Origin of the sequence: Candidatus Oleimmundimicrobium sp. (assembly GCF_030651595.1) — a bacterium.
GTDB lineage: Bacteria > Actinomycetota > Aquicultoria > UBA3085 > Oleimmundimicrobiaceae > JAUSCH01.
On sequence record NZ_JAUSCH010000050.1, the window covers coordinates 25,789 to 43,666 of the forward strand.

The 17,878-nt window shown below is 38.2% G+C and carries 18 protein-coding genes; 14 read left to right on the forward strand and 4 right to left on the reverse strand.

Going from position 1 to position 17,878, the window contains the following annotated elements:
• Positions 1-5: 5 nt before the first annotated feature.
• Positions 6-878: a BON domain-containing protein gene (locus Q7U95_RS03275; protein WP_308751842.1), complete on the forward strand. Its 873-nt coding sequence runs from the start codon at positions 6-8 to the stop codon at positions 876-878.
• Between the two features lies 1 nt (position 879).
• On the opposite strand, the gene Q7U95_RS03280 is transcribed toward Q7U95_RS03275, so the two are convergent.
• Positions 880-1,131 (reverse strand): DUF1622 domain-containing protein, encoded by a 252-nt coding sequence (locus Q7U95_RS03280; RefSeq protein WP_308751843.1) that lies wholly within the window; start codon positions 1,129-1,131, stop codon positions 880-882.
• Positions 1,132-1,295: 164 nt separating this feature from the next.
• Between Q7U95_RS03280 and mqnB the strand changes: the two genes are divergently transcribed.
• Both mqnB and Q7U95_RS03290 read left to right on the forward strand, forming a co-directional pair.
• Positions 1,296-1,937: a futalosine hydrolase gene (gene mqnB, locus Q7U95_RS03285; protein ID WP_308751844.1), complete on the forward strand. Its 642-nt coding sequence runs from the start codon at positions 1,296-1,298 to the stop codon at positions 1,935-1,937.
• Positions 1,937-2,767, forward strand: coding sequence for a 1,4-dihydroxy-6-naphthoate synthase (locus Q7U95_RS03290; RefSeq protein WP_308751845.1), 831 nt, complete (start codon positions 1,937-1,939; stop codon positions 2,765-2,767). Before mqnB ends, Q7U95_RS03290 begins: the two co-directional genes overlap by 1 nt.
• Positions 2,768-2,876: 109 nt before the next feature.
• Here the strand turns inward: Q7U95_RS03290 and mqnC are convergent, their stop codons facing one another.
• The 3 genes from mqnC to mqnE form a co-directional block, all read right to left on the reverse strand.
• A complete protein-coding gene (gene mqnC / locus Q7U95_RS03295) occupies positions 2,877-3,947 on the reverse strand; it encodes a cyclic dehypoxanthinyl futalosine synthase (RefSeq protein ID WP_308751846.1) in 1,071 nt (356 codons plus the stop codon).
• Between the two features lies 1 nt (position 3,948).
• A complete protein-coding gene (locus tag Q7U95_RS03300) occupies positions 3,949-4,773 on the reverse strand; it encodes a menaquinone biosynthesis protein (protein ID WP_308751847.1) in 825 nt (274 codons plus the stop codon).
• A gap of 220 nt (positions 4,774-4,993) precedes the next feature.
• Positions 4,994-6,088 (reverse strand): aminofutalosine synthase MqnE, encoded by a 1,095-nt coding sequence (gene mqnE, locus Q7U95_RS03305; RefSeq protein WP_308751848.1) that lies wholly within the window; start codon positions 6,086-6,088, stop codon positions 4,994-4,996.
• A gap of 82 nt (positions 6,089-6,170) precedes the next feature.
• Between mqnE and Q7U95_RS03310 the strand changes: the two genes are divergently transcribed.
• The 11 genes from Q7U95_RS03310 (at position 6,171) to panB (ending at position 17,729) form a co-directional block, all read left to right on the forward strand.
• On the forward strand, positions 6,171-7,616 hold the full coding sequence (locus tag Q7U95_RS03310; RefSeq protein WP_308751849.1) for a menaquinone biosynthesis decarboxylase: 1,446 nt from the start codon (positions 6,171-6,173) through the stop codon (positions 7,614-7,616).
• The gene (locus tag Q7U95_RS03315) at positions 7,609-8,472 is read left to right on the forward strand and encodes a UbiA-like polyprenyltransferase (RefSeq protein ID WP_308751850.1); all 864 of its coding nucleotides are present in this window, start codon (positions 7,609-7,611) and stop codon (positions 8,470-8,472) included. Before Q7U95_RS03310 ends, Q7U95_RS03315 begins: the two co-directional genes overlap by 8 nt.
• Positions 8,469-9,071 (forward strand): flavin prenyltransferase UbiX, encoded by a 603-nt coding sequence (locus Q7U95_RS03320; protein ID WP_308751851.1) that lies wholly within the window; start codon positions 8,469-8,471, stop codon positions 9,069-9,071. Before Q7U95_RS03315 ends, Q7U95_RS03320 begins: the two co-directional genes overlap by 4 nt.
• Positions 9,072-9,376: 305 nt before the next feature.
• Positions 9,377-10,771: a tRNA lysidine(34) synthetase TilS gene (gene tilS, locus Q7U95_RS03325; protein ID WP_308751852.1), complete on the forward strand. Its 1,395-nt coding sequence runs from the start codon at positions 9,377-9,379 to the stop codon at positions 10,769-10,771.
• 8 nt (positions 10,772-10,779) lie between these two features.
• Positions 10,780-11,322 carry a hypoxanthine phosphoribosyltransferase gene (gene hpt, locus Q7U95_RS03330; protein ID WP_308751853.1) on the forward strand — a complete coding sequence of 181 codons (543 nt, stop codon included), beginning with the start codon at positions 10,780-10,782 and terminating at the stop codon, positions 11,320-11,322.
• A gap of 76 nt (positions 11,323-11,398) precedes the next feature.
• Positions 11,399-13,318 carry an ATP-dependent zinc metalloprotease FtsH gene (gene ftsH / locus Q7U95_RS03335; protein ID WP_308751854.1) on the forward strand — a complete coding sequence of 640 codons (1,920 nt, stop codon included), beginning with the start codon at positions 11,399-11,401 and terminating at the stop codon, positions 13,316-13,318.
• 123 nt (positions 13,319-13,441) lie between these two features.
• On the forward strand, positions 13,442-14,011 hold the full coding sequence (gene folE, locus Q7U95_RS03340; protein ID WP_308751855.1) for a GTP cyclohydrolase I FolE: 570 nt from the start codon (positions 13,442-13,444) through the stop codon (positions 14,009-14,011).
• A gap of 1 nt (position 14,012) precedes the next feature.
• Positions 14,013-15,215: a dihydropteroate synthase gene (gene folP / locus Q7U95_RS03345; protein ID WP_308751856.1), complete on the forward strand. Its 1,203-nt coding sequence runs from the start codon at positions 14,013-14,015 to the stop codon at positions 15,213-15,215.
• 200 nt (positions 15,216-15,415) lie between these two features.
• Positions 15,416-15,907: a 2-amino-4-hydroxy-6-hydroxymethyldihydropteridine diphosphokinase gene (folK, locus tag Q7U95_RS03350; protein ID WP_308751857.1), complete on the forward strand. Its 492-nt coding sequence runs from the start codon at positions 15,416-15,418 to the stop codon at positions 15,905-15,907.
• Between the two features lie 142 nt (positions 15,908-16,049).
• The gene (locus Q7U95_RS03355; protein WP_308751858.1) at positions 16,050-16,922 is read left to right on the forward strand and encodes a DUF2520 domain-containing protein; all 873 of its coding nucleotides are present in this window, start codon (positions 16,050-16,052) and stop codon (positions 16,920-16,922) included.
• Between the two features lie 3 nt (positions 16,923-16,925).
• Entirely contained in the window at positions 16,926-17,729 is an 804-nt protein-coding gene (gene panB, locus Q7U95_RS03360; protein WP_308751859.1) for a 3-methyl-2-oxobutanoate hydroxymethyltransferase, read from the forward strand.
• The last annotated feature ends 149 nt before the right edge of the window (positions 17,730-17,878 follow it).

The window sequence follows — 17,878 nt, forward strand, 5'->3', positions numbered from 1 at the left end:
TTATTATGGATGACAGAATTCTTAAAGCTGAGATAGACAGCAAAATTGCTCTCAATGAAGTGGTCAAAAACAGGATAAATGTTGAAGTAAATGGGGGGAAAGTAAGGCTGTTTGGCGTAGTTAATGAGCTTGAGGAAAAATTAAGGGCTGAAGAGATAGCGGGTGAAATGCCCGGTGTGATTGATGTTGAAAACGATATATCTATTGAGACGGGCGGGTTTTTATCAGATGAGGAAATTAATAGAGAAATAAGTAAGATTTTAACGAAAGATTCTTATCTTAAAAATAAAGTTGGTGTTGAACGGGTTGCGAAGGGGGCAGTTTACCTTGGTGGCGAGGTTCCCTCGCTTGATTATAAAAATAGGGCGGAAAATTTAGTTAGCTCTGTTAGAGGAGTTAAGGAAGTAGTTAATCAAATTAAGTTTGAAGGGACGGAGGACCTGCCCGATGTGGAATTGACTAATCGGGTAGAAATGGCTCTTCATGAAGATAAAAGAGTGCATGCTAAATATATTGGGGCTTTGGCCAAAAAAGGTAAAGTTGTCCTTAGGGGCTGGGTTGAAACGCGGGGAGAAAAAGACCATATTGAAAAAGTGGTTCGGACGATTCCCGGCATAAAAAGAGTTGTGAACAAAATACAGGTGGCTGAACTTCCGGTTGGTACAGATGAAATTCTTGAGAGACAAATTTTAATTGTTCTCGAGAAAAGCAAGAAATTAAATCTTGTAGATGTCAGAGTTTCTGTGGTAAATAAGGTAGTTTATCTGGAGGGTAAAGTAGATACTCCGGAACAGCGGGATAAAGCGGGTAAAATTGTCTTTTCTATAAGTGGCGTGAAAGCTATTCACAACAACCTTATTGTGGCGACGCGAAAATAAGTTAAGAAGTTTTCTCTTCCCAGTGAATAATTAATCCCAAAAGGCCTCTTAAAGCAATGATACTTCCCAGCATGACAAGTTCATTCATTGTGCGCACGATAACAGATCTTATTATTTCGGCTGCCATTAAAAATTCTAACCCGAAAGCCAGGGTTCTTCTTAAATCCGGGATTGTTTTGGTCCTTTGGAAAATATTTATTGCGAGTTGTACGGCGGCTTTAATGGAACCATAGGTTACAACAAGTATTCCCAAAAACTCGAGAATGTGAACAATTAAGCGAATGGTATTTTAATTTCTACTTTTGTTCCTCCGGTTTTATTTATTATAAAGCTAATATTAATTTCTATATTAAACCATATTAAGCAAAAGTATAGAAGGATTGACGCAAACAACAAACTGGAGTTTAATGCCATTATATGTATCTTATTGTAAGTTCTACGGAGATAGAGATAGACCAATTAAGAAAGAGCAAAGAGCTTGAGAGAGATTTCAACTTTTTTACCACTAATGTTGGGATGGTGGAAAGTGCAATTTCGCTCGCAAGATTATTTGCAGAAAAAGAAGTGGGTGGCCTAATTTTATTTGGTGTCGGTGGAGCATATTCAAACACGGGTGTAGATATTCTCGACATATGCCTCGCCGAAAAGGAGTACTTTGGTGACCTTGGAGTTGCAATGGGCAACAAGGTGGAATATTTTACTGATGACGCCCTAAAGAACAAGCGCACCTTTAATTTAAAAAACAACTTGCTTGATAAAGTTGAGAATAAGTTAAATGTTCTTAAAATACCCCACAAAATTGGCAACTTCGTTACTGTAAATTCTTGCAGTGGAACACTTCAAAGAGGAAATTTCTTACGGGATAAATTTAGCGCTATTTGTGAAAACATGGAGGGCGCGGCTGTAGCCCGCGTTTGTGAACTTTACCGTGTGCCTATGATTGAGCTTCGATGCGTAAGCAATATGGTTGAAGATCGTGACAAGTCAAAGTGGAAATTAAATGAGGCGATAGATAAAGGCACAAGGGTTTTAAAAAAACTTTTACCTGAGGTGTTTTGATGAAACCCATCACAATTGGTTTTTCTACTTGTCCAAACGATACATTCATCTTTTACCCGCTAATGAAGAAAAAGGTAAATGATTGCGAGTTAAGTTTTGTTGAAACTCTTGCTGATGTTGAAACATTAAATAAAGCCGCTTTTAATTGCAAATTCGACGTTACCAAGCTTTCTTACCAGGCATTTGGTCACCTTGTAGATGATTATGTGTTGCTTAGAAGCGGAAGCGCTCTTGGTCGGGGCTGTGGGCCGCTGCTTGTTTCCCATCATTCTCTTGCGCCAGAAGAACTCATTGATAAAAAAATAGCTATACCTGGTAAGTACACAACCGCTGCTATGCTTTTTAAACTATATAGTAACCAGTGTAAAAATTTAGTAGAGATGAGTTTTGAGAAGATAATGCCCGCTATAAAAGAAGGAATTGTTGATGCCGGAGTCATAATCCACGAAGGTCGATTTACCTACAAAAAAGAGGGTTTAGTTAAGGTGGTTGACCTTGGTAACTGGTGGGAGAAAAAAACGGGGTTGCCCATCCCGCTTGGAGGAATTTTTGCCAAAAGGAGCTTGGGAAAAGAAACTATCGGAAGAATTGATTCCTGTATTAAAAAAAGCGTTGAATATGCATTTCTACATCGAGAAGAATCAATGGAGTATATAAAAGAGTATGCGCGGGAGCTTGAAGATGATGTTATCAAGCAACACATAGAGCTTTATGTAAACCGGTTTAGTGTAGACCTTGGGGAAGAAGGAGTCAGAGCTATCAAATATCTGCTAAAAATGGGCTATGAAAAAAATATATTTAAAACTTACCGCGAGGATTTTATTGTTTAAGACAATTCTGATCGTTCTTTGTTGAAAGTAAAAGTTTTTTATTCTTCGCAGAAGTCCAAGTTTGAATTTTTAACTTAAAAGCATTGGCTAAGTGAGCATGGACCTGCAATTAATTAAAGGTTTCCAAAATTTCATATCGGGTGTTCCTTTGGGCCGGGACAAAACCCGCTTTTTTAATCATGTTAATTATCTGGTCCTTTGACATCTTGTAACAGACGCCTGTCGAGGCGACGACGTTTTCTTCTATCATTATGCTTCCCAAATCATTTGCCCCGAAGTGAAGGGCGATTTGCCCTATGTCTTTACCTTGGGTAACCCACGAGCCTTGCACGTGCTCAAAATTGTCCATAAATATTCTGGAAACGGCGAGCATTTTTAGATACTCGACTCCTGATGTTTTCTTTCCCCCTAATTCTGTGTGTCCGGGTTGAAATGTCCAGGGGATAAAAGCTCTAAAAACTCCTGTTTTGTCTTGCAGGGCTCTTAAGCGAGAAAGATGCAATATTCTATCCTCAATTGTTTCCAAGCTTCCCATCATCATGGTCGCTGTTGCTCGAAGACCAATACTGTGGGCTTCTTCCATGACATTAAGCCAAAGCTCGGCCCCAATTTTATTTGGGCTTATCTGATGTCTAATGTGGTCAACTAAAATCTCGGCACCTCCACCGGGTAAAGAATCAAGCCCCGCTTTTTTTAACTCTGAAAGAGTTTCTCTTAGTGAAAGTCCTGAGTTTTTAGAGATGTGAGCAATTTCCGGGGGGGAGAAGGAGTGGATGTGTATCTTGTAATTTGATTTTATAGCTGAAAGTAAATCTGTGTAATAGTCTATTTTTAAGTCGGGATTAAGCCCTCCTTGTAGCATAATTTGAGTTCCGCCTAACTCCAATGTCTCATCTATCTTTGAAAATATTTCATCTTTGTCGAGAACGTAGGCGTCCGGGTCGGTTTTTTCTCTATAGAAGGCGCAGAACTTACATTTACTCTCGCATATGTTGGTGTAGTTTATATTTCTATCGATGACAAATGTGACAATGTCTTCGGGGTGAAATTTTTTGCGCAATTCGTTTGCAGTTTCTCCCAATTGAGTTAGCTCACCTTCTTTTAGTAAGGTAAGTGCCTCATCTTCTGTAATTCTTTTCCCAGAAAGAGATTTTTTCAAAATATTCTCTGTTGTTTTCAATTTATACCTCCGCGAATTTGAGTTCCGGCACCTTCTTTAAAAATCCGTGCTCTTTTGCTTTGTTAAGGAAATATTTAAGCCCTGCTTGATAATTCTCATCGAAAGTAAAGTTTAGTGAAAGGAAATAATCCTTCAAAAAGTCAGCGGTAAATATCTCCCATTTCGAGGCGGCCAAGGATATTTCGTCGACGTTTCTTAAACTATACTCCATGGATTTTCGAAGGGTGCCATAGACTTCTTTTAAAAGATGGGGATTCTCTTTAGCGAACTCTTTTCTTGCGCACCAAACTGCATAGACCATTTTTTGGCCAGTTAGGTTTTTCCACTCTTGGCCAAGGTCGAAAACGAAAAAATCTTGAGGATTATATAAAGCTCGTAAAGCATCATCGCCAATTAAGAGCGCAGCATCTGCCTCATGTAACATTTGAGGGAGATCAGATGGGCATGTAAAATATTTTGGATTAATCTTGTATTTTTCCTTAAGGATTATTTGCACCAGTACCTGTGATGTAGCCGAGGTATTGGTTAAAGCTATCTTCTTTCCGTTTAATTCATTTGGCGGGACTTTACTTATTAAAAGGATGCTTTTAACTTCGTCATCTGAGCTTACGGTGAGATTGGGTAATAAGTAAAGTTCATCGTTGTGGCGTGCATATTCCATAGCCGATATTGGGCTCACATCCAATTTACCATTTATTAACATGCGATTAAGTTCAGTAGGAGTTCCTTTTATGAGCTCCATTCCCAACAGACAGTTGCTGGTAACCAATCCATAGTAAAGCGGAAAACAGTTTAAGAATTGAATATGTCCTACTTTTGGCCTCAATTTTTACACCTCAATTAGTCGATAGTCCGTAGTCAATAGTCGGGAGCTTGCTCGTTTATTTTCAATTTACGTTTAGTATTTTACTCTTATCCTATATCCTTAATTTGACTTTTGACTAGCAAAGCAGTTGATTTCTGACTGTTTTTAGCTATACGCTATAAGCCATTTGCCATCAGCTATCTGCCATAAGCTCCGCCAGCGGCGGACAAACATCAGCTATTTATTCATACATTTTTACAATATTATAAAGCGTATCCCTTTCAACGGGCACTCTTCCCATCTCTTTTATCATTTCTATTAATTCGTTTTTCTCGATAAACTTATCAGTCTGTGCTCCCGCAGCGTGTGTAATTTTTTCTTCGGTTACAGTCCCATCGATGTCATCAGCGCCAAAGTCTAAAGATAGTTGAGCTACCTTAGGCCCCATCATTATCCAATATGCTTTTATGTGATCGAAATTGTCAAGCATTAACCTGGATATGGCGATCATCTTAAGGTTTTCTACAGCTGTTGGTTTTTTTAGATGGGAGAGCTCGGTGTTCTGGGGGTGAAATGGAAGTGGAATAAAAGCCAGAAACCCGGCTGTTTCATCCTGAAGTTCTCTAATTTTTATCAGATGGTCTACTCTGTCTTCGAGTGTTTCAATATGACCATAGAGCATGGTGGCGTTGGACTTTAAACCGAGTTTGTGAGCGGCGCGAACTACATTTAACCATTCGTTGGCGGTGGCTTTTTTCGGGCATATCTGTTTTCTTATTATGGGATTAAAAATTTCAGCTCCGCCTCCGGGCAAGGAATTGACACCAGCTTCTTTTAAAATTTTAAAAATTTCTTCAACGCTTAACCCTGATATTTTTGAGAAGTAATCGATTTCAACTGCGGTAAATGCTTTGACATGAATATTTGGGAACTCTTTTTTTAAAGCTTTTATAACATTCACATAATAATCAAAAGGTTTGTCCGGGTGCAGCCCGCTTACGATGTGAAGTTCTGTTATATCCTTTGGCGCACGTAAGGCAGCATTTATTACTTCTTCAATCGACATTGTATAGGCACTGGGGTCGCTTTTATTGCAGCTGAAAGCGCAGAATTTACACCGAGATACACAGATATTTGTGAGGTTGATGTGTTGATTTACGTTAAAGTAAGCTCTGTTGTTTGTTTTTCTCTCTTTTACATATTTTGCAAGTCTTCCTAAAAATAAAATATCATCGCGGTTAATAAGGTTTATTCCATCTTCTCTTGTAAGCCGTTTGTTATTTAATATTTTTTCTTGAATGTCAGCTAAATTAAATTTTTTGGTCGCAACTTTCATCTTTCCTCCATTGCTAAACTTATTTAACAGGTGCTATTATATCACAGAGTATTTAATTTCTAATTAATTTGAGGTGAGTTATTTGGCGTTTAAAGACTTGAGAGAATTTGTAGAATTTCTCGAAAAAAAAGGCGAATTAAAGAGAGTAAAGACGAAGGTAGACCCAGTCTTAGAAATAACTGAAATAACCGATAGGGTATCGAAAAAAAATGGCCCCGCGCTTTTGTTTGAAAACGTCAAAGGTTCCGATTTTCCCGTTCTTATCAACACATTTGGTTCTTTTGACCGTATGAGCTGGTCTTTAGGGGTAGAGAATCTTGATGAAATTGCCAATCGGATAAGAAAAATAATGTCCACTAATCTCCCCGGAAATTTAATTGAGAAATTGGGCGCACTTATAAAACTTAAAGATTTTACAAACTATATGCCAAAACTTGTTAAAAAAGCACCTTGCCAAGAAGTAGTTTTAACTGAGAATTTTAGCTTAGAGGACTTTCCCATTCTCAAATGTTGGCCTGGTGATGCCGGAAAATTTATCACTCTCCCGTTGGTTATAACGAAGGATCCGGTAACAGGCCAGCAAAATATGGGCATGTATCGGATGCAGATTTTTGATGGAAAGACAACCGGAATGCATTGGCACATTCATCATGATGGCGCGGAAAATTATCGCAAAGCTATTGAGGCCAAGGATAAGTTTGAAGTTGCAGTTGCTCTGGGGGCGGATCCGGCAACTATTTATTCAGCCACTGCTCCGCTTCCCAAAGGGATTGACGAGCTGATATTTTCCGGGTTTCTCCGGGAGGAACCGGTGGATATCGTTAAGTGTAAAACCGTAGATTTAAAGGTCCCGGCTCGTGCGGAAATTATTTTGGAAGGGTATGTAGATTTAAATGAGCTTCGCAGAGAAGGTCCCTTTGGAGACCATACCGGTTATTATTCTCTTGCTGACGAATATCCCATTTTTCATATTCAATCTATTACTCACAGGAAAAATCCAATTTATCCCGCAACTATAGTAGGTAGGCCTCCAATGGAAGATTGTTATTTTGGCAAAGCCACGGAACGAATATTTCTTCCCTTAATTCAGTTAATGTATCCTGAAATAATTGAGATTAATTTGCCGTTTGAAGGGGTTTTTCATAATTGCGTGATTGTCTCAATCAACAAAAGTTATCCCTTGCACGCTAATAAAATCATGAATGCTATATGGGGTATGGGCCAAATGATGTTTTCGAAAATGATTGTGGTGGTAGATAAAAATGTGAATGTCCATGATTGCTCTGAAGTTGCCTGGAAGATATTCAATAATGTTGATCCTGAGAGAGACATAGCTTTTACCAGAGGGCCTTTAGATGTATTGGACCACTCTTCAAATAGTTCGTGTTATGGGTCAAAGATTGGTATTGATGCCACAAAGAAATGGAAGGAAGAAGGATATCCCAGAGAGTGGCCGGACGATATCAAAATGGATGATGAAACAAAACGGTTAGTTGATGATAGGTGGTTAAACTACAGCATTGAATAAGATTGCTATCATATTTAAGATGATAAAATTTGAACACTCAATTTTTGCTCTTCCGTTTGCTTATATGGGAGCGATTTTGGCAGCCGAAGGACTTCCCACTTTTTGGCAGGTTTTTTGGATAACGGTGGCTATGGTGGGGGCAAGAAGTCTTGCTATGAGTTTAAACCGGTTAATTGACAAAGAGATAGACAAAAAGAATCCGCGTACCAAAAACAGGGCTTTACCAAAGAAGTTGCTGTCAGAAAAAGATGTTTTAATCTTTAGTTTAATTTCACTGGTCGTTTTTCTTCTCGCTGTTTATAGTTTAGCTCCACTTTGTCGTTGGCTTTGGCCTTTTATTGTATTGCCTTTTGTAGTTTATCCTTATACTAAGAGATTCACTTGGTATTGTCATCTTTTTCTGGGCATGTGTTTAGGGCTTGCACCAATTGGAGCGTGGATTGCAATAAAAAATTCTGTTTCTTTAGTCTCTATTTTACTAGGGGTTGCCGTTTGTTTGTGGGTGGCGGGTTTTGATATTATTTATGCTTGTCAGGATATTCAAATTGATAAGGAACAAAATCTTTATTCAATTCCAGCGAAATTTGGGATAGAAAAAGCTCTCCGAACTGCGGGAATTTTTCATCTATTTTCTGTTGGGATATTTCTTTTAGTTGGGATTCTGGCAAACCTTGGTTTAATTTACTTTTTTGGTTTGGGGGTTGTCTCTTTTCTTCTTTTATATGAGAACAGACTGGTATCGCCAGACGACCTTTCCAAACTTAACGCTGCTTTTTTTACAATGAATGGAGTGATAAGTACCGTTATGTTTGTCTTTACTTTTCTGGATTTTATGGTTAAAGGGGTGGCGATTTGAAGTTTATTGTTGGAGTAACCGGAGCAAGTGGAGCTGTCTATGCTGAGCGTCTTTTAAGAGAGCTTTTATTAGGCAACCACGAAGTGAAGCTTCTTATTACGGATACGGCAAAAGATATTATGGCGTATGAGCTTGATTTTAAGTTAAAAGAAAAACAAAATGAGGCGCAGAAACAATTAAGAGAGTGGATGGGGCTTGATTTTGCAGATGAGCGTCTTGAATATATTGAGATTTCTGATTTAAACTCGTCTATCTGCAGCGGTTCTTACAAAGTTGACGGTATGATTATTATTCCTTGCTCTATGGCAACTTTAGCGGCGGTTAAATCCGGTATGTCATCAAACCTTTTAGAGAGAGCGGCAGATGTGACTTTAAAAGAGAGACGCCCCTTGATTGTTGTGCCAAGGGAGACTCCACTAAATGAAATTCATTTAAAAAATATGCTTTCTCTGCATAGAGCGGGTGCTTTTATTGTTCCAGCCGTGCCGGGTTTTTACCATCGGCCGGAAAGTATTGATGACTTGGTCTGTTTTGTAGTTGGCCGAGTTTTTGATGTGCTTGGCTTAGAACACAATCTTTATAGGCGATGGAATACTTAAGGAGTTCGCGTGAAACGAGAATTTACTCCAAAAGTTAAACTGAGACGGGCATTGTAATTTACAGGCGGCATTATAAATGGAAGTTTTTTAGTGTTCTGGAGGAATTATCATTTCTCAAAAGTTTGTTCCTAAAAGATTTTGTTCTTTGTTTATCAGGCTCCCTTCCAATTTTGTTCTAAATTATAGATAATTTACTTGTTATCTAATTTTACAAAATATAGTACTCTGAATTTTTTCTGGAGTTGGTCCTCATAACAACTAAAAATATATTTGAAAAGTTTAAGGATACTGTTTTAAAGTATAATATGCTTGAATTTGGCGATAAGGTCCTGGTTGCTGTATCTGGAGGGCAGGATTCAGTTGCTTCAATTTATTTATTGCTCCAAATTAGAAATTTCTTTAATTTGGATTTGCATGTTTTTCATTTAGACCACATGCTTCGAGGAGATATTTCAAAGGAAGACGCGCAATTTGTTAAGGCGCTTGCTGAAAAAGAAGGTTTGCCCTCGACGATTTTATCTTTTGATGTGCCGTTGTATGCTGCTGAAAAAAATCTTTCTGTTGAAGAAGGGGCGCGAGAGGCTCGCTATATGCTTTTTAAAAAAGTAGCCAATGAAATAGGCGCGAATAAGGTAGCATTAGGCCATACAGTTGATGACCAGGTGGAAACCTTTTTGATGTGTCTTTTAAGAGGAAGCGGGCTTAAAGGGCTAAGGGCCATTCCTCCCGTGAGAGACATCTTTATTCGTCCTTTAATTGAAATTTCAAGGAGAGAAACGGAAGAATATTGTAGAGCTCAGGGAATTGAATTCAAGGTGGATGCTTCAAATTTTGAGTTCACATATCTTCGCAATAAGATTCGTCACAACTTAATTCCTTATTTGGAAGAATACAATCCAAATCTTAAAGAAACGATTTTGCGGACTATTGAGGTTGTTGGTGATGATGAGCGATTCTTGGACGAAATTGCTTCAAAGGAATTTAATCGCGTATCTGTAATTAAAGAGGGCTTAATTAAATTTTCACTTGATGATTTAAAGGCGCTTTCTGTGGCGATAAGGCGCAGAGTATTACGTATGGGAATAGAGATTTTAAAAGGGGACCTTAAGGGAGTTGAGTTTAAACACATAAAAGATTTATTATTAGATGCAGAGAAAATGTCCAAACTTAGGCGCGATATTCCGGGGCAAATAGCCATTATTAAAGAGTATAATAATATCATTTTAATAAGACGAGATTTGCTTGAAAAAAGAGGACATTTTGAGGTTATTCTCAGCGGGCCGGGAAAAATTGAGATACCTGAGTTAAATATTGAGTTTGAAGTATGTATAACGGAAGTAAAGGGAGATTTATCTTCAGAAAAAGGTATTTTAAAAGATAAATTTTGTTTGACGAAAGGTGAAGCGAACTTAGTTGCAAATTTGGATGCTGATAAAGTACACTTTCCTATTCAGGTTCGCAATCATTTACCCGGGGATAAATTTTTTCCGCTTGGTCTGAAAGGTGAAAAGAAGTTGCAGGATTATTTTGTGGACGTAAAGTTGCCTGAGCGGTTGAGAGATAAGGTTCCCATAATTTTGTCTGAAGGTGAGATAATTTGGGTTGTTGGACATAGAATTGACGATAGATTTAAAGTAACCAAGGAAACGCAGCGAATTCTTAATATTAAATCTCAGTTTAAAGATAATAATAATTTTTAGGAGGAGCAATGGACGAGGACTTGGAACGGATTTTAATTGGTGAAAAAGAGATAAAGAAGCGCGTAAAAGAGTTAGGGGAAAGTATTTCTAAAGATTATCAAGGCAAAGAACTGGTGCTTGTTGGGATATTGCGAGGAGCGATAATTTTTTTAGCTGATTTAGCTCGTGAGATTAATGTGCCAATGAAGGTCGATTTTATGGCTGTTTCAAGTTATGGTTCTTCTACTAAGACATCGGGGGTTGTCAGGATTTTAAAGGATTTGGATGATGATATTCGAGGGAAAGATGTTCTCATTGTTGAGGATATTGTTGATACGGGGCTTACTCTTAAATATCTTCTTAAAAATTTAAAATCTCGAAAACCAGCGAGTTTGAAAGTTTGCTCTCTCTTAAAAAAAGAGAACAAACAGCAAATATCTTTAGATATAGATTATTGTGGGTTTAAAGTTCCAGATAATTTTATTGTAGGGTATGGTTTAGACTGGGACGAGAAGTATCGAAACCTTTCTTGTATCTACGTACTTAAACCTGAGCTCTATAATGAGGATTAATTCCTTAAATTGTTCTCTACCTCAAATTGTGTTACGATTTAAAAGTGAAAAATTTTTATTTTAAGGGGGAAATAAGTTGAAAAAGATATTCAGGAACGCCGGTTTTTACTTCCTGATTATAATTCTTATACTGTTTTTAGCTCAGAATTTTTTGGGGAATCAGCCAGGGCCAAAAGAGTATACTCTCAATACTTTTCTTAAGAAATTGGACTCAGGAGAAGTAAGCAAAGTTCTGATTAAAAACAAGGATCATATAGTCGAAGGAGAATTGAAAAACGGCGAAAAATTCACGGTTACTTATGAAGAAAATTACAATATAACCGAAAAATTAATTGACAAAGATGTAAGCACTAAAGTTGACCCACAAAAAGAATCGATGTGGATTATTGCTCTCATAAATTTGCTTCCCTTTGTGTTAATCATCGGAATTTGGTTGCTTATGATGAATCAAATGCAGGGGGGTGGAAATCGAGTAATGTCCTTTGGTAAGAGTAGGGCTAAGAGGTTAAACCCTAACCAGCCCAAAGTTACCTTCAAAGATATTGCTGGTGTTGACGAGGCGGTGGAAGAGCTCAAGGAAATTGAAGAATATCTTGCTAACCCATCTAAATTTCAAGCGATGGGGGCCAAGGTACCCAAAGGTGTTCTTCTTTATGGTCCTCCAGGTACAGGGAAAACGCTTTTAGCACGAGCTGTTGCCGGTGAAGCGAATGTGCCATTCTTTTCAATTAGCGGCTCCGATTTTGTTGAAATGTTTGTTGGAGTTGGTGCCTCAAGAGTAAGAGATCTTTTTGAGCAAGCTAAAATAAATGCTCCCTCTATTATTTTTATGGATGAGATAGATGCCGTGGGGCGTCATCGAGGAGCTGGTTTGGGCGGAGGACATGATGAAAGAGAACAGACTCTCAATCAGTTGCTGGTTGAGATGGATGGGTTTGATGTAAAAGATAACGTAATTCTTATTGCGGCAACTAACCGTCCCGATATTCTTGACCCTGCTCTTTTAAGGCCCGGGCGATTTGATCGTCAAATTGTTGTGGATAGGCCCGATTTGAGAGGTCGTGAGGGAATTCTTAAAATTCATGTAAAAGGTAAGCCATTGACAAAGGATATCAGCTTAGATGTTCTTGCAAGACGGACGCCCGGATTCACCGGCGCTGATTTAGCTAACATGGTTAATGAAGCCGCGTTACTTACAGCTCGCCATAATAAGAAGAAAATTGATATGATTGAGCTTGAAGAAGCAATTGATAGGGTTATCGCTGGTCCTGAAAGAAAAACTAGGTTGATTAGCGATAAAGAGAAAGAGATTATAGCTTACCATGAAGCTGGGCATGCGTTGGTGGCTCACACTTTACCCAATACGGATCCTGTTCATAAAATATCCATAATTTCACGAGGTATGGCGTTGGGTTATACCTTAACCTTGCCTACAGAAGATAAATATTTGGTAAGCAGGTCTGAATTGTTAGATGAGTTGGCTATGTTACTGGGTGGTCGGGTTGCCGAGGAAATGTTGTTTGGGGATATTACCACAGGGGCCCAGAATGACTTGGAAAGAACAACTAAAATAGCTCGCAAAATGGTTTGTGAATATGGGATGAGTGATAAGATTGGACCATTGACTTTAGGTCAAAAACAAGAGCAAGTATTTTTGGGGCGCGACTTTGCTTCTCATACTGATTATAGTGGTGAAACAGCATATGAAATTGACAAAGAAATAAGACGCATAGTTGATGAGGCATATGAAAAAGCTAGAGAGATACTCACAAAGCACAGGAAAAAACTGGACAAAATAGCTCGGGCTTTAGTTAATAAAGAAACTCTTGAAAAAAATGAATTAAAAGACTTACTGGAAGGCAAGAAACGCAAAAGGGTTTCTTCAAAAATCAAAAAGAGTGTTAAAAAGGAAGATAAAAAGAACAAAAAACCAGAAACACTTAAGAAAAAGAGAATTATTGATATTCCTGGAAAAATCAGGCCTGTGGAAAGTTGAGACTGTTCTTTACTTACACAAAAGGCCACCCGTTAAAAACGGGTGGCCTTTTGTTATTTGGGGCGAATAAGCTATTATATTTGTCATACTAATTTTAATTTGATGCCTACGGAGGTGGATTGTTTGGATAAGGATAAAATTGAGCAAGGGGTACGTCTTATCTTGGAAGGAATTGGTGAAAATTTAAGCAGGGAAGGATTGAAAGAGACGCCTGCCCGAGTTAGTCGGATGTGTGAGGAAATTTTTTGTGGTATAAATAAAGATCCTTCAAAGGTAATTCAAATAATGTTTTCAGAAAATCACAACGAGATGGTCTTAGTTAAGGATATTCCCTTATATTCAATTTGTGAACATCATTTGATGCCCTTTATTGGCAGGGCTCATGTTGCGTATATTCCAGGAGTAAAAGGAAAAATAACTGGAATTAGCAAATTGGCTAGGGTTGTTGATGTAGTAGCGAAACGTCCTCAGGTCCAAGAGAGATTGACAACAGTTGTTGCTGATACTCTAGTAAGGATGTTAAATCCTTTAGGGGTTTTTGTTGTTGTAGAAGCCGAACATCTTTGTATGAGTATGAGGGGGGTTCAAAAACCAGGGGCATTAACCATAACATCTGCAGTAAGAGGGATTTTTCTAACAAATGATGCTTCTCGCCAAGAAGCTTTATCGTTAATTCACGCTAGGAGGGATTAAATTGTCTTGCAACGCGAGAGTTTTAATCTTAAAAGAATCCGGGGAGATAAAAAAAGCTTTTGAAAAGATAGGCGTAGATCCCATGGGCATAAAGATTATGGTTTCAAAAGCAATCTTTAGGATTATTAAACTTGAGGGATTAAATGCATGTCAGGCCAATATATTAAAGCAGGAAATGTTAGTTTGTGGTGGCGAAGTAGCCATCTCTAAAACAGTCTATAGTTTAACGAAAGAACATTCGGATGTTATTTTAATAGGAACAATTACACAGTTTGATAAGCTTTGTAAAAAATTAACCAATCAGCCCTTCAATCTGAAGAAAATCTCAAAAGAGATTGATGAGGTTCTTAGAAATTTTGATACAAAGCCGCAAATTATCAAAGCTGGCAAATCTAAACTGGATTTAAACGAACGCACTCACCTTATGGGCATTTTAAATATTACACCTGACTCTTTTTCCGATGGAGGCAGTTATTTTAAAACCGAAACAGCCGTTTCTCGTGGTATTGCAATGGTTGAAGAAGGGGCCGATATTATTGATGTCGGGGGCGAGTCAACTCGTCCGGGAGTAGAATCAGTTAGTTTAGAAGAAGAGTTAAAAAGGGTAATACCGGTTATAGAAAGATTGGCTTGTGAAATCAATTGTCCAATATCAATTGACACCTATAAATCCGAGGTAGCTAAAAAGGCGTTAGAAGCCGGAGCGACAATTGTAAATGATATAAGCGGATTTCAAATGGATAAAAATATGCCAAAGCTTGTTGCTAAAACGGGTGTTCCTATAATTATTATGCATATGCAAGGGACTCCGGAGATGATGCAGAAAAATCCCCACTATGAGTGCGTAATGAGGGAGATAATTTCTTTCTTAAGAGAAAAAGCCGAAGTTGCTTTAAAAGCAGGTGTCCAAAAAGACAAAATTATCATTGATCCGGGGATTGGTTTTGGTAAGACCAGAGAGCACAATCTTGAGATTATGAGAAAACTCCCGGAGTTAAAAAACTTAGGCTATCCAATTTTAATAGGCACTTCTCGAAAATCTTTTATTGGGACAACACTTAATTTGCCCGTTGAAGATAGATTGGAAGGAACGGCTGCGACCGTTGCATATTCTATCGTTCAAGGGGCCAATATCATTCGGGTTCACGATGTGAAAGAAATGGTTCGCGTTGCTAAGATGACCGATGCGATGGTTAGAGGATAATTTAGCCGTCAGCCTCCAGCTCTCAGCTTTCAGCAAAACTAAAAATAGAGCAGAATGTTGGAGTATGGGAAAAACTATCCAACCAATAATCCGGCAAACCAAACTTTCTAACCACAAATCCATTCTCTGAATTTCAAGTCTTGCACTTTATCCTGGTGGCTGTAAGCTGGTGACTGGTAGCTAATAACAGGGGGTGTTTAATGGCGAAAGTTTATATTGGGCTTGGTTCAAATATCGGTGACCGGGAAGCTTATTTGCGGGCCGCAATAAGGTTGTTAAAAAAGCACAAAGATATTGAAGTTAAGAAAGTATCTTCTATATACGAAACGGAACCTGAAAACTATACTGAGCAGAGAAAATTTTACAATCTTGTTTTAGAACTTAAGACTTCGCTTCCCCCTGATGAGCTGCTTAAAATTTGTAATTTCATTGAAAGTTTACTTAAAAGAAAACGGGAGATTAAGTGGGGTCCAAGGACTATAGATTTAGATATCTTATTATATGATGAACTTGAAATTAATGAAGAAAATTTAAAAATTCCTCATTCTCTAATGTGCGAGCGTAGTTTTGTGTTAGTTCCGCTTTTAGAAATTGCTTCTGATTTAAAACTTTCTTCAGGAGTACCCATAAAGGAATTTTTGGATAAACTTCCTCCTTTTAAAATTAAGCTAATTGGAAGAGTGGAGGAATAAGTGATATAATTTTTCAACATTATGAAATTTTAATAGTTAATGCTTTAAAACCGCTTGGATCCAATGTGACCGGGACGGAAGATGGCAGTAAATTTAAATCTTCTGCGGGTTAGAAGATTTTTTTATTTTTTGGGGGTAAAAAGTGAAAAAAAAGGTTTCTATCATTGGCGCTGGAGTTGTCGGAACGACCGTCGGATATATTTTAAATACAAAGGGTTATGAGGTAGTGGCCATTGCTGGCAAAAGCCAAGCTTCTCTTGTTAGAGCTCGCTCATATATTAAAGGGTTGATTACTACCAATATTGTTAAGGCCGCAAGCTTAGGAGATGTAATTTTTATTACCACTCAGGATGACCAGATTGAAAACGTTTGTAAGGAAATTGCTCACAAAAATGGTTTTAAGACAGGTGATATGGTTTTGCATATGAGTGGGGCGCTTTCAATAAAAGTGCTCAAAAGCGCGGATGAGGCAGGAGCGTGTATAGCAAGTATTCATCCGATACAATCTTTTGCTGACATCGATTTGGCAATAAAACAATTGCCCGGAACTTATTTTGGAGTTACGGCCGGTGATGAGATTTGGCCCTTTGCTTTTGAATTAGTAAAAGACCTTGGCGGTGAGCCAATTTTAGTAAAAGATGAGGATAAGTCCTTATATCATGCCGCTGCTTGCGTGACTTCAAACTATCTGGTGGCACTTTTACATTTTGCTCAGGAAATCTATTCGAGCATCGGAATATCGCAGGAAGTTTCTATTAAGGCCATTTGGCCTCTTGTTGAAGGGACGCTTAAAAATATAAAACAGAAGGGTACTTCTCAGGCGCTGACCGGGCCAATTGCTCGCGGAGATTTAGGTACTATTGAAAAACATTTATCTTCTATAAAATTGAAGTTGCCTGAGGTTTTAAGTCTTTATGAGAAATTAGGTAATTATACGGTTGATGTGGCGCTTAAAAAGGGAAGCATAGATGAGAAACAAGCAGACAAAGTTAAACAACTTTTAGATAAGGAGTAGAAGATGAGAGAAAAAATTACCGTTACCAAACTTGTAGAAATAAAACAAAGGGGCGAAAAAATTACCATGCTAACTGCCTACGATTATTTGACCGCGAAACTTTTAGATGAAATGGGTGTGGATTTAATTTTAGTCGGCGATTCTTTGGGAATGGTTGTTCTTGGATACGAAAACACCTTGGCTGTTACCATGGATGACATGATTCATCATACTAAGGCGGTTGCAAGGGGCGTTAAATCGAGCATGGTCGTTGGCGATATGCCTTTTATGTCATACCAAATAAATGCAGACAAAGCTCTTAAAAACGCCGGGAGATTTTTGCAAGAGGCTGGTGCTCAAGCGGTAAAACTTGAGGGCGGTGAAGAGGTGGCGGATAAGGTTGATAAAATTGTTAAGGCCGGAATTCCCGTGATGGGACACCTTGGGCTTACTCCTCAATCGGTACATCAGATGGGTGGTTTTAAGGTTCAGGGCAAAGAGGATAAACAAAAGAAAAAATTACTTAAAGATGCAAAAATTCTTGAGGAAGCAGGTGCTTTTTCAATTGTATTGGAGTGTGTTCCCAAAGAACTTGCGGCAGATATTACCAAAGCGGTTTCGATTCCTATTATTGGGATTGGGGCCGGATGTGAATGTGACGGGCAAGTTTTAGTTACTCAAGATATTTTGGGAATGTATGATAAATTTGTGCCGAAGTTTGTTAAACAGTACGCGAAATTAAACAGTGAGATGAAGAAAGCGGTATCCGACTACATCTCGGAAGTGAAAACGGGTAAATTCCCCTCCGAAGAGCATGAATTTCATTAGTAAAAGAAAGGGTAAAGGGGAAAAAGTCACCAGTTGTCAGCTACCAGGAAAAACAAACGATGTATGAATAAAAATCTGGCAAGTGGTAAAGAGTAAAAAACAAAAATAGTACAAAAGCATTTTTAATTTTATATTATAGTTTTTCATTC